The sequence below is a fragment of the Sulfurovum sp. AR genome, from assembly GCF_000296775.1.
GTDB lineage: Bacteria > Campylobacterota > Campylobacteria > Campylobacterales > Sulfurovaceae > Sulfurovum > Sulfurovum xiamenensis.
This window is the reverse complement of sequence record NZ_AJLE01000008.1, coordinates 1-11,219: the sequence shown is the minus strand read 5'-3', so window position 1 is coordinate 11,219 and position 11,219 is coordinate 1. Positions and strand designations below refer to the sequence as shown.

At 37.8% G+C, this 11,219-nt stretch carries 17 protein-coding genes; 16 read left to right on the top strand and 1 reads right to left on the bottom strand.

The genetic code is table 11. From position 1 onward, the window contains the following. Positions 1-8 precede the first annotated feature (8 nt). From infA to SULAR_RS07880, 14 genes are all read left to right on the top strand, one after another. The gene (gene infA / locus SULAR_RS07945; RefSeq protein ID WP_008244832.1) at positions 9-227 is read left to right on the top strand and encodes a translation initiation factor IF-1; all 219 of its coding nucleotides are present in this window, start codon (positions 9-11) and stop codon (positions 225-227) included. A 181-nt stretch (positions 228-408) separates the two neighbouring features. After that, positions 409-1,833, top strand: a complete 1,425-nt coding sequence (locus SULAR_RS10950) for a diguanylate cyclase (RefSeq protein ID WP_008244831.1) — start codon at positions 409-411, stop codon at positions 1,831-1,833. A gap of 224 nt (positions 1,834-2,057) precedes the next feature. Beyond that, positions 2,058-2,171, top strand: a complete 114-nt coding sequence (rpmJ, locus tag SULAR_RS07935; RefSeq protein ID WP_008244830.1) for a 50S ribosomal protein L36 — start codon at positions 2,058-2,060, stop codon at positions 2,169-2,171. A 2-nt stretch (positions 2,172-2,173) separates the two neighbouring features. Beyond that, positions 2,174-2,536, top strand: coding sequence for a 30S ribosomal protein S13 (gene rpsM, locus SULAR_RS07930; RefSeq protein WP_008244829.1), 363 nt, complete (start codon positions 2,174-2,176; stop codon positions 2,534-2,536). Between the two features lie 12 nt (positions 2,537-2,548). Beyond that, entirely contained in the window at positions 2,549-2,923 is a 375-nt protein-coding gene (rpsK, locus tag SULAR_RS07925) for a 30S ribosomal protein S11 (protein WP_008244828.1), read from the top strand. Positions 2,924-2,925: 2 nt separating this feature from the next. Then, on the top strand, positions 2,926-3,552 hold the full coding sequence (gene rpsD, locus SULAR_RS07920; protein ID WP_008244827.1) for a 30S ribosomal protein S4: 627 nt from the start codon (positions 2,926-2,928) through the stop codon (positions 3,550-3,552). 25 nt (positions 3,553-3,577) lie between these two features. Continuing rightward, on the top strand, positions 3,578-4,579 hold the full coding sequence (locus tag SULAR_RS07915) for a DNA-directed RNA polymerase subunit alpha (RefSeq protein ID WP_008244825.1): 1,002 nt from the start codon (positions 3,578-3,580) through the stop codon (positions 4,577-4,579). A 21-nt stretch (positions 4,580-4,600) separates the two neighbouring features. Beyond that, positions 4,601-4,951: a 50S ribosomal protein L17 gene (gene rplQ / locus SULAR_RS07910; RefSeq protein ID WP_008244823.1), complete on the top strand. Its 351-nt coding sequence runs from the start codon at positions 4,601-4,603 to the stop codon at positions 4,949-4,951. Positions 4,952-5,160: 209 nt separating this feature from the next. Then, on the top strand, positions 5,161-5,436 hold the full coding sequence (locus SULAR_RS07905) for a NifU family protein (RefSeq protein WP_008244822.1): 276 nt from the start codon (positions 5,161-5,163) through the stop codon (positions 5,434-5,436). A gap of 33 nt (positions 5,437-5,469) precedes the next feature. Then, positions 5,470-6,021, top strand: coding sequence for a hypothetical protein (locus SULAR_RS07900; RefSeq protein WP_008244820.1), 552 nt, complete (start codon positions 5,470-5,472; stop codon positions 6,019-6,021). Continuing rightward, positions 6,021-7,316: a UDP-N-acetylmuramoyl-L-alanyl-D-glutamate--2,6-diaminopimelate ligase gene (locus SULAR_RS07895; protein ID WP_008244818.1), complete on the top strand. Its 1,296-nt coding sequence runs from the start codon at positions 6,021-6,023 to the stop codon at positions 7,314-7,316. Before SULAR_RS07900 ends, SULAR_RS07895 begins: the two co-directional genes overlap by 1 nt. Before the next feature lie 106 nt (positions 7,317-7,422). Continuing rightward, positions 7,423-7,803, top strand: coding sequence for a ferredoxin (locus SULAR_RS07890; protein WP_008244815.1), 381 nt, complete (start codon positions 7,423-7,425; stop codon positions 7,801-7,803). Between the two features lie 139 nt (positions 7,804-7,942). Beyond that, positions 7,943-8,311, top strand: coding sequence for an aspartate 1-decarboxylase (panD, locus tag SULAR_RS07885; protein WP_008244812.1), 369 nt, complete (start codon positions 7,943-7,945; stop codon positions 8,309-8,311). After that, on the top strand, positions 8,311-8,622 hold the full coding sequence (locus SULAR_RS07880) for a YbaB/EbfC family nucleoid-associated protein (RefSeq protein ID WP_008244810.1): 312 nt from the start codon (positions 8,311-8,313) through the stop codon (positions 8,620-8,622). The genes panD and SULAR_RS07880 overlap by 1 nt, the downstream gene beginning before the upstream one ends. A gap of 6 nt (positions 8,623-8,628) precedes the next feature. Here the strand turns inward: SULAR_RS07880 and SULAR_RS11430 are convergent, their stop codons facing one another. Then, complete coding sequence (locus tag SULAR_RS11430) at positions 8,629-8,754, bottom strand: hypothetical protein (RefSeq protein ID WP_255344737.1); 126 nt, start codon at positions 8,752-8,754, stop codon at positions 8,629-8,631. 521 nt (positions 8,755-9,275) lie between these two features. On the opposite strand from SULAR_RS11430, the gene SULAR_RS10945 reads away from it, so the two are divergent. Further along, on the top strand, positions 9,276-10,646 hold the full coding sequence (locus SULAR_RS10945; protein ID WP_008244808.1) for an immunoglobulin-like domain-containing protein: 1,371 nt from the start codon (positions 9,276-9,278) through the stop codon (positions 10,644-10,646). Between the two features lie 29 nt (positions 10,647-10,675). Further along, positions 10,676-11,219, top strand: a 544-nt coding sequence (locus tag SULAR_RS07870) for a hypothetical protein (protein WP_008244807.1), incomplete at its 3' end; no start/stop codon positions are given.

The window sequence follows — 11,219 nt, the reverse complement described above, 5'->3', positions numbered from 1 at the left end:
GGAATACAATGGCTAAAGATGATGTTATTGAGATTGACGGTAAAGTAGTTGAAGCATTGCCAAATGCGACATTCAGAGTTGAATTGGATAATGGTCACATTGTCCTTTGTCATATCGCTGGTAAGATGAGGATGCACTACATTAAAATTCTTCCGGGTGACAAAGTAAAAGTAGAACTTACGCCTTACAGCCTGGATAAAGGTCGTATCACATTTAGATACAAATAATGAGTGTACTGTGATCTCCAAACGATAGAGATCACAGTTTCTTTCTATAGTTTTACTCTTAATAGACTATAATATAGCAATGCGAAAAATAACTCTAAATACCTCTTTGGTAAAAATCATACTTCTTTCCTCTTTTATTTTTATTTTTTTAGAACTATTTGCTTCCTTGATTATATGGAAAATGTATGAAGATAAACGGGCTGCAGTTTTTGAACGGAAAGTAAAAGTTTTTAACGATGTCTACAATAGTACACGTAAATCTTACTCGAAGATCACAAAACTACTTCATGATGAAATTATTAATACCCCTGAGGTCATTGACCTGTTCAAACAGGCTAAAGATGCCAGACCTGAAGAGCAGCAAATGATACGTCTTACTTTATATAAATTATTGATCCCAACATATGAAAGCCTTAAATCGATCAATATCAGACAGTTACATTTTCACCTGCCCAATGTGAGTAGTTTTTTACGTTTTCATAAACCCGAGAAATATGGGGACTCATTGTTAGGGATAAGGCACTCTCTTGAAATAGTGAATAAAGAGAAGAGATATGTAGAAGGATTTGAGGAAGGAAGAATATATAACGGTTTTCGTTATGTCTACCCGCTCTTTGATGAAGAAAAGAGATATATAGGTAGTGTTGAAACCTCCCTCTCCTTCAAAGCATTAAGTAATGATATAGAAGAGACTCTTGGTGATGAAATAGACTTTATCCTTAAAAAGTCAATTGTGAAAAAAAAAGTATGGAAAGAGGAACAAAGCAACTATATAACAAGCCAGATCAACGATCAGTACATGAATGAAAGTGGAGATGCATATATTCCTATCGTTTCGAAATATCAGAAGATCAACCAATCTATTTCGAAAGAAGTGACACAAAAAATGCAAAGCCAGAAAGGGTTTTCTATTTGTAAAGATCAAACGATTGTCACCTTTATCCCCATCAGCAATGTTGAGGGGGATAGAAATGCAGCGTATCTCATAAGTTATGAAAATTCTGAAGAGATAAGCACCATTGCTAAAGATGCCTTGACCCTATTGGTGATATCTACCATCATTCTATTGATTTTATCCATGCTTATTTTTGTAGTACTACAAAAAATTTCAAAGATCAATGAGATTGCTACGTATGACAGTCTTACTGGAGCTTACAATAGAAATACAATGAATGAACTATTGGAATATGAACTGGAACGTATGGAACGTAAACATAAGCCACTCTCTATTCTTTACATTGATATAGATGATTTTAAATCAGTCAATGATAAGTATGGACATGAAAAGGGTGACTTTGTTTTGAAAAAAGTTGTTGATCTCATGATACAGAAACTAAGAAAGAGTGACCGTTTAGGACGATGGGGAGGGGAAGAGTTCCTTGTAATGTTGCCAGAAACAGATGAAGAGGAGGCGGTATTGGTCGCTGAAAAACTACGTGAAGTGATTTCCATGGGTGACTATCAAATAGCTAGAGAGGTTACCTGCAGTTTTGGGGTAGCAACACATATCGATGAGGAGAACCTTGATAGTATGATTGCCAGAGCCGACAGATATCTGTATAAAGCAAAAAAAGAGGGTAAAAATAGGGTAGTATCTCACTTATAATGATCTAGAATATGTACATATTATATGTATAAGAAAAAATTAATACAAATCTGGGTATAATCCTCCTCCCTATTACCATTAGGCTTTTAGGAAACTGCGCGAAGAATCTTTGATTAAGCCGCACCGATTACTCAAGGGTTGGATTATGATACATCGATAATCCACGCAAAACAGGGGTGTTTCTAAAACACTCTAGGTGCACAAATATATCGTAGGAGTAACCAATGAAGGTTAGACCATCAGTGAAAAAAATGTGTGATGACTGTAAAGTTATTAAACGCAAAGGTATCGTACGCGTGATTTGTAAAAATCCAAAACATAAACAAAGACAAGGATAAACATGGCACGTATTGCAGGTGTTGATTTACCACAAAAGAAAAGAATGGAGTATGCACTTACTTACATTTACGGAATTGGGTTGACAACTTCAAGAAAAATTCTTGATAGAACAGGTGTTGATTATAACAAAAGAGTACACGAACTTACAGATGCTGAAGCAGCAACAATTCGTAATGATATTCAAGAAAATGTTATGGTTGAAGGTGATCTTAGAAAAAAAGTGACTTTAGATATCAAAGCACTTATGGACTTAGGTTCATATAGAGGTCTCAGACATAGAAAAGGTCTACCAGTGCGTGGACAAAAAACTAAGACAAATGCGCGTACAAGAAAAGGTAAGCGTAAAACTGTCGGTGCGGCATAAGGAGTAGGTTAGATGGCTAAGAAAAAAGCAAAAAAAAGTATTGCTAAAGGTGTAGTATACGTAGCTGCAACTTTCAATAACACTGTAATCACAGTGACTGACGAAATGGGAAATGTTATCTCTTGGAGCAGTGCTGGTGCACTCGGTTTTAAAGGTAGCAAAAAATCAACTCCTTTTGCAGCGACTGAAGCTGTAGCTGATGCAATGTCAAAAGCAATGGAAAATGGTATTAAAGAAGTAGGGATCAAAGTTCAGGGTCCTGGTTCAGGTAGAGATACTGCAGTTAAAGCAATTGGTGCAACAGAAGGTATTCGTGTAACATTCTTAAAAGATATTACACCACTTCCACACAATGGTTGTAGACCACCTAAGAAGAGAAGGGTATAAGCATGGCAAGATATAGAGGTCCAGTTGAAAGACTAGAAAGAAGACTTGGTGTTGATCTTGGGTTAAAAGGTGAGAGAAGACTCGCTGGTAAAAGTGCATTGGAAAAAAGACCATATGCACCAGGACAACATGGACAAAGAAGAACAAAGATCAGTGAATATGGTCTTCAACTTCAAGAGAAGCAAAAAGCTAAATTTATGTATGGTGTAAGTGAAAAACAATTTAGAGCACTTTATAAAGAAGCAAACTCAAAAGAGGGTAACACAGGTTCTATCCTTATCCAACTTCTTGAACAAAGACTTGATAATGTTGTTTACAGAATGGGATTCGCTACAACTAGAGCATCGGCAAGACAATTCGTAAACCACGGACATGTACTTGTAGATGGGAAAAGAGTAGATATCCCTTCATTTAGAGTTAAAGCAGGTCAAAAAATCGAGATTAGAGAGAAAAGTAAAACGAATCCTCAGATCCTTAGATCTATCGAACTTACAAATCAAACTGGTATGGTTGATTGGGTTGATATGGACAAAGAAAAACTTTTTGGTCTATTCACAAGAATTCCGGAGAGAGAAGAGATCGCAATCCCAGTTGAAGAGCGTCTAATCGTTGAGCTATACTCTAAATAATACATACATAAGTTAAAGGCTATTAATGAGAAAAATTAAAATTGCACCATTTATGCCAACGGAAGTAGAAGTAAATGAGATCAGTGCTAATCGTGCTGAGATCGTTGCTTATCCTTTTGAGAGCGGTTATGCTGTTACACTTGCACACCCACTAAGAAGACTGATCTTAGGTTCTTCTATCGGGTATGCACCTATTTCGATCAAGATCGAAGGTGCGGCACATGAGTTTGATAACATCAGAGGTATGCATGAAGATGTGGCTGTATTTATTATCAACTTAAAGAACATTCGTTTTAAAATCAAAGACGAAAGTGACAGAGTTGAATTGAAATACAGTTTCTCTGGTCACAAAGAAGTGACAGCACAAGACCTGAACAATGATCAAATTGAAGTTGTGAATGGTGATCTTCCACTTGCAACATTGAACGAAGATGCAGAGCTTAACTTTACAGTAGTGATCTCAAAAGGTATTGGTTATGTACCAAGTGAAGACCTTAGAGATGATGTTGAAAGTGACAGCATTGCACTTGATGCTTTCTTTACTCCGGTAAGAAAAGCGAATTATAAGATTGATCCTGTACTTGTAGAGGACAATCCTAATTTTGAAAAAATTACATTTGATATCGAAACGGATGGTCAGATCGGTCCGGTTGAAGCATTTACAAATGCATTGGAAGTAATGAATAAGCAACTTTCTGTTTTTAATACGGTACTGGATCTAGATATCTCTGTAGCACCGGTAAAAAGAAACAGTGACGATAGCGAACTTAAACCTTTCATGCAGACTGTAGATAGCCTTGGCCTGAGTGCAAGATCATTCAATTCACTTGATAGAGCTGGATTAAAGTTCCTTGGTGAGTTGGTATTGATGAGTGAAAATGAGATTAAAAATATCAAAAATCTTGGTAAAAAATCTTTAGATGAAATCTCTGAGTGTCTCGTAGAGCACGGATTTGGTCCAGATTTTGAACTTTCAGATGTTACAAGAGTGAATCTTGTAAAGAAAATAGAACAACTTAAAGCATAGTTGTTACAGTAAAGGAATATTATGAGACATAAGCATGGTTACCGTAAATTAAACAGAACGTCTTCTCATAGAGCGGCGCTTCTTAAAAACCTATCAATTGCTTTGACAAAAGAGGGTAGAATTGAGACTACATTGCCAAAAGCTAAAGAGCTTAGAAGTTATTTTGAAAAGCTTATCACGAAAGCTTCTTCTGGTGATTTTAATGCACACAGAGCAATTTTTGCAATGTTACAACACAAAGAGTGTACAAATACGATTGTAAACGAAATCGCACCAAAGTATGCAGACAGAAACGGTGGATATACAAGAATTATTAAAACACGTATGAGAAAAGGTGATTCAGCACCTATGGCAATTATCGAACTCGTATAATTACCTCTGAAACTTCAGTATTTCAAGGCTTTGCCTTGAATATACTCCACTACCTCAATAAATCATTAAACAATTCAAACACCATTGACAAAGTAATACTTTTAGTGTATAACACACTTAAATAACATAGTAACAAAGATTTTACTATGATTTTGTTATAATAATTTATGAGATGTCTCTATGATAGAGATGCTAATTAAGGAGAAACATTGATACCATTTACAGATGAAGAACTAGAACCTGCCGTAATGAATGTAATAGACAAGGTAAGACCTTCTATCAAACTTGATGGAGGGGATATAGCATTGATCGCCATTAAAGATGGAAGAGTCTTTGTACAGCTTCAAGGCGCATGTGTTGGTTGTGGCAGTTCAGGTACAACGATCAAGTTCGGTGTAGAGAGACAGATGCAAACACTGATTCACCCTGAGATCACTGTAGTCAATGTACCTGCAGGTTTTGAAGACAAATTGGATCAATTGTAATTTAAAATGAGCAAAATAAGTCAAGATTTACTATTGAAAAGGGCCGAAAGCGAGTTTCTACAGGGAGACTATGCCAAGGCACTTCGAAGTTACGGGTTGATCTTAAGAGATTACCCTACGTTAGATGAAGCAAAAATAGGCGTATACTTGAGTGATCTAGGGATAGAGAGTCAAGAAGAAGCGCAGGCTCTGTTTGACTACTATCAGATGATCAAAAATGAGAAAGAGAATGCTGTAGATATCATCGATGGGCTTATTGAGAATCTAGACAGTTCAAAACATAAGTTGCAAGAACTTTTGGTTGAACCCTTGGAAGAACAGATAGAGTATGGCGATGGTATACGTTATAGTGATTTCCTGGAACTTGTAAAGCGCAGAGGCAGTTTTAAAAAGACATTTGAAGATATTATGTTCTCAACCAAAGTGGTGATCACCAATAAAGATGAGTTTATAGATTTTGTTACACAGCTTGCAAACGAGGGTTTTGATGAGATGGCATTAGGATACTTGGATGCTTCATCAAGCCTCTTTGGAAATGATCAAGATATACTTGCACTTTACCATGTGGTTCGAGGACAAAAATAGTGAAATTGGATTTCCAAAAAGATGGTTATCTTTTTTTGACTGATGATACAAGCAAACTCGATACAGATACGATTTTTTTAAAAACGGCACAAAACAGCCACTATTATGAACAATTAGAACCGAAACCAGAAACATTGACAGTCGATGAACTGATCTCTTTCTGGGGGCTAGATAAGATGAAAGTGGTAGGGGTGACCGGTACCAACGGTAAAACGACTGTAACCGCGGCCATCTACTCTTTTTTGCTTGATTTGGATGAAAAGCCGGCACTGCAAGGTACGCGTGGTCTTTTTGCGCAAGAGAAGCGTATAGAAGAGAAGAGCATGACCACACCTTCCATCCTGGAAACTCTGTATAATATAAAGCAGACGATGGATATGGGGTGCAACTACTTCATCATGGAAGTGAGTTCCCACGCAATAGATCAAAACCGTATAGAGGGGCTAACTTTTGCCCTTAAGGTCCATACCAATATCACCTCCGACCATTTGGATTATCATGGGACTGTTGAAGAGTATAGACGTGTGAAGAGTCTCTTTTTTGCAGATGAATCACCCAAACTGCTCAATAAAGATGATATCAAGAACATTACGTATAACCCCATAGGTGCACAGAGTTACGGTGTAGATGAACCGGCAACCTTTAAAGTACAGGCGTTTTCTTTGTTGAATGGTATCACGGCAGGGATCAAACACCTACAGGCCGAAGCGACATTCCACTCTCCTATGGTTGGGCTTTTTAACCTTTTTAATCTTATGGCGGCCATAGGTTCGGTACAGATGTTGACGGGAAGAAGCATAGAAGAGATATGTGAAGTGGTGGAGTACTTTGCAGGGGTTTCAGGGCGTATGGAAGTGGTGAGTCGAGATCCGCTTGTGATCGTAGATTTTGCACATACGGATGATGGTATGTATCAAGTGCTTGATTCGATGAAAGACAGAGATATCTCTGTGGTCTTTGGTGCAGGCGGAAACCGTGATAAAGAGAAACGTCCTCGTATGGGTGCAGTTGCAGGTAGATATGCAAACAAGATCTATGTGACAAGTGATAACCCTCGAGATGAAGTGCCTGAAATGATACTTGAAGATATCTTATTAGGATTGCATGGTAAAGACCATGTCACTGCTACACCAGACAGGAGACTTGCGATAAAAATGGCACTTGATGCACTGGAAGAGAATGAAGTACTACTCATACTTGGTAAAGGGGATGAGGACTACCAGGAGATCAAAGGGGTGAAGTATCCTTTTGATGACAGGGAAGTGGTACGAGAACTGCTAAAAGAGAGAGTGTAGTTCACTTTTTATGATATAGCTTGTCAAACGCCCTTAAATTATGTATTTAAACTTCAATTAAGTAAATCGGAGTAAAATACTCCCAATTAAACTTTAAAGGATTATCATGGTACCAGGTACTATACCACAACCAGCATTTTATATCTTCAAATGTCAGCAGTCAGCACCTCCGGGGATGCCAAAACCATCTTGTGTGAAAGCAGACGATCAAGAGTCTCAAGAGCTTTTTCAATATCTCGCACAGAAATTGATGCAAAAAGGTATAATGCCAGCAGTAACCCCTATCCAGACAGGGTGTCTTAACCGTTGTCAACTAGGCCCGGTAATGCTTGTAGAACCAGGGCATACCATGTATGTAGGTTTGACAAAAGAGAAAATGGACAGAATTATCGATGAACATATCATCGGTGGAAATGTTGTAGAAGAGTATGTGATCCCAGCTGAAATGTGGGGAGAACCTCTATCACCAGCAAGTATGGCTCGTTAAATTTTATATACCCATCTCTTTAAGGTCGCATGACTTCATCGTACGACTTCCCAATTCCCCCACAATTTCAGTATAATATTACTATATAGGGGATTTTGGTATAATCCCAATAATTTTTATGAAATAAATAGGAATAATTATGAATATTACAATGCTTTATTCTAAAATACATAGAGCGACCGTAACAGATGCAAACTTGAATTATGTAGGCTCTATTACCATTGATCAAGAACTTTTAGATGCAGCAAATATGCGTGTCGGACAAAAAATAGATATCGTGAATGTTAATAACGGTGAGCGTTTTTCAACCTATATCATTCCTGGTGAACCAGGTAAAAAAGATATCTGTTTGAATGGTGCAGCAGCCAGAAAAGTACATAAAGGCGACAAGATCATCATTATTGCGTATGCAACGATGAGTGAAGAAGAAGCAGATGCACACCTACCGAAAATTGTCATACTGGATGATGACAATAGTATCGCAGAAGAGTTTGAGGGCTTAGAATAATGTTTGAAGGCTTTGACTTGGGCAACATGGGCAAGATGATGGAGCAGATGCAAGAAAAAGCAAAAGAGATACAAGAACAAGCTAAAAATATACAATTTACCGCAAAAGCAGGCGGTGGTCTTATTGAACTTACTGCCAATGGTGCAGGTGAAGTCATAGATCTCACGATAGATGATTCTTTGTTGCAAGACAAAGAGTCTTTACAGATACTGCTCATCTCAGCGATGAATGACGTCAATAAAATGATAGAAGACAATAAAAAGTCTCAGGCGATGGGTATGATGGGTGGAATGAACCCGTTCGGTTCTTAATTATATTTAGCGGTTCTTGTCAACAAGATAGTTGAACTCTTTTGAGTTCTTCAGTTTTACAATCGTCTTACACGTCAGTGAATGTTTTCCTTCTTTTTTCACTGCTTTTTGAAGCATTTTACTTATTTTCATCTTTTTCCTTTCAATTGATATTTTCTCTTTCGAGATAGAGGAATAGTATATTAGAGTTATAACAAAGTGATAACAAAAGAATCATAGCTGAACTCTAGTTCCCTCCCCCCCCAAAAAAAATCATGATTTCCTTGATCACTCTTTCATTGACCTATGGTTTCACGGATAAGATCAAATCCTTTGACTTTTCCATAAGATACATCACCTCTATGGCCAAAATAATTGTAAAACAGTGTATAGAGACAAATACCATCATAATGAATATACACAGCTTCCAGCAGGTTTGATATGCATGGGGACTTAAAAAAGTTCCTCGAGTTTGTATGTCATGATTTGCAACGATAGAATAGTCCGAGGGAGTGAACTCGATGATCATCATTAAATGAATAGCAAGAATAATAACCTCTGATTGTAAGTATTTACTACCTTTGTTATCAAATTGTAATTGAAACCCCTTTTCATGTTATCAACGTGTTACTAATTTGTTTTAAGATGCTACCAAACTAGAAAAAGGATATTAAATGACATACAATAGAAGAATTGCTTTATCCGTATGTGCAGCATCAGCAGCTTTGTTGCTTTCTGCATGTGGCGGAGGAAGCAGTAGTGATGTACCATCTGCATCAGCAACTTTTAAAGATGCTCTTGTAGTGGGGTTGCCTTATACTTGTAAGCCTTCAGGCGTTACAGGGAAAACAGATGCAGAAGGTAAACTGACATGTAAACAAGGTGAAGAAGCAGAGTTCCATTTAGGCGCGATGTCTTTTGGCCCTACAGCAGTAAGAGAAAATGATGTGATCACACCCTATAGAATATACCCAGATAATAATGAAGCTGCAGTAAATATGGCACAGTTACTCCAGTCTTTGGATGATGATGGTATTTATGATGAAGTGATTACTATTGATGAAACTAAGTTAAATGCAGTGACAATCAATCTTGACCCAACAAGCTCTACTTTTGACACGGATGCAGATAAGATGCTTTCAGATTACAATAGTTCACTCTCACTTGTTGCGGAAGGTGATGCTGAAGCACATATGAATAACTCGATTAACGATACAGTAGCTCCGATCGTTACACTACAAGGAGATACAGCGGTAGAAGTTATTATTGGGTCTCCATATGAAGATGCAGGGGCAAAAGCAAATGATGATGTTCATGGTATGATGACACCTGTTATGTCAGGTAGTGTCAATACAGCAGTTCTTGGTAGATATACTATTACATGGACTGCCACAGATGCTGCAGGAAATACAGGTAGAGCAACAAGAACTATAGATGTAGTAAACGCACCAGATACAACAGCGCCGGTAGTTACACTTGCAGGTTCTACAACGGTACATATCGACCAAGACAGTATATATACGGATGCTGGAGCAACAGCAACTGACAATATAGATGGAACTATCGCCCCTGTTATGTCAGGTACAGTTAATACAGCTGTAGCTGGTACCTATATGATTACCTATACGGCAGAAGATAGTGCAGGTAACATAGGTACAGCAACAAGAACAGTGATCGTAGATGAAGTGGTACCTGTAGATACTGTAGCACCGGTAGTTACACTTATAGGCGCAGCAACAGTGCATGTAGATCAAGACAGTACATATACGGATGCTGGAGCAACAGCCAATGACAATGTGGATGGAGTTATCACACCTGTTATGTCTGGTACAGTTAATACAGCAGTAGCTGGTACTTATACGATTACTTATACTGCGGAAGATACAGCAGGGAACATAGGTACAGTAGCAAGAACAGTTATTGTTGATGCTGCTGCTTCGGTATGTCAAAATGTCAATCCTATTACTGGTGCATGTGAAGATACTCCTGTTGTCACACAATGTCAAAATGTCAACCCGATCACGGGCGCATGTGAAGACATATAAGAAAAAATATTATAATAAAAGGATATAAAATGTTTAAGACACCAAAATTTTTAGCCAGTTCTTTAATCGCTGCATATGCATTGACAGGATCACTTCAAGCTGCAGATTATACCAACACAAGTTTTTACGTAGCGTATGACAGCCAAGACAGTACACAGTATGCTTTGGTTATGCCATCTGTACAAAAGGTGTATACACATGTAGCCGGAGATATTTCAAATCTTCAAAGAGTAGATGCAGACTTGGCATCTTTCCCTACATATAACAACGGAACGCTTTGTTTCCCTTCTCTTGCAACGGGTGCATCAACTACCGGTACAGCTTCTGTTATGGCAGACAAGTGTTACAATGTAAATTTCTTTTATACACAAAAAGAGACTGTACCTGCGGGAACAGCATTTATCCTCTATTATAAACCGCTGGATAAAGTTTATGAAGGTATAGCCGGAGATTCATCAAGTTTTGCGGTTGTCAAAGAAGGAACTACTATAACCAATGAGAATAGTATCACAGGAGATGACTATACAAACTTCAGTTTTGATAGTTCAACTGCAACTGCTAACGTCGCTGATG

Bases quoted from the DNA above. Each gene is read 5' to 3' on its own strand.
- SULAR_RS07890 (WP_008244815.1), top strand. From the start codon at position 7,423: ATGGTACCAGGTACTATACCACAACCAGCATTTTATATCTTCAAATGT.
- infA (WP_008244832.1), top strand. From the start codon at position 9: ATGGCTAAAGATGATGTTATTGAGATTGACGGTAAAGTAGTTGAAGCA.
- SULAR_RS11430 (WP_255344737.1), bottom strand. From the start codon at position 8,754: ATGAAAATAAGTAAAATGCTTCAAAAAGCAGTGAAAAAAGAAGGAAAA.
- rpsM (WP_008244829.1), top strand. From the start codon at position 2,174: ATGGCACGTATTGCAGGTGTTGATTTACCACAAAAGAAAAGAATGGAG.
- SULAR_RS10945 (WP_008244808.1), top strand. From the start codon at position 9,276: ATGACATACAATAGAAGAATTGCTTTATCCGTATGTGCAGCATCAGCA.
- SULAR_RS07915 (WP_008244825.1), top strand. From the start codon at position 3,578: ATGAGAAAAATTAAAATTGCACCATTTATGCCAACGGAAGTAGAAGTA.
- SULAR_RS07880 (WP_008244810.1), top strand. From the start codon at position 8,311: ATGTTTGAAGGCTTTGACTTGGGCAACATGGGCAAGATGATGGAGCAG.
- rpmJ (WP_008244830.1), top strand. From the start codon at position 2,058: ATGAAGGTTAGACCATCAGTGAAAAAAATGTGTGATGACTGTAAAGTT.
- rpsD (WP_008244827.1), top strand. From the start codon at position 2,926: ATGGCAAGATATAGAGGTCCAGTTGAAAGACTAGAAAGAAGACTTGGT.
- rplQ (WP_008244823.1), top strand. From the start codon at position 4,601: ATGAGACATAAGCATGGTTACCGTAAATTAAACAGAACGTCTTCTCAT.
- panD (WP_008244812.1), top strand. From the start codon at position 7,943: ATGAATATTACAATGCTTTATTCTAAAATACATAGAGCGACCGTAACA.
- rpsK (WP_008244828.1), top strand. From the start codon at position 2,549: ATGGCTAAGAAAAAAGCAAAAAAAAGTATTGCTAAAGGTGTAGTATAC.
- SULAR_RS10950 (WP_008244831.1), top strand. From the start codon at position 409: ATGTATGAAGATAAACGGGCTGCAGTTTTTGAACGGAAAGTAAAAGTT.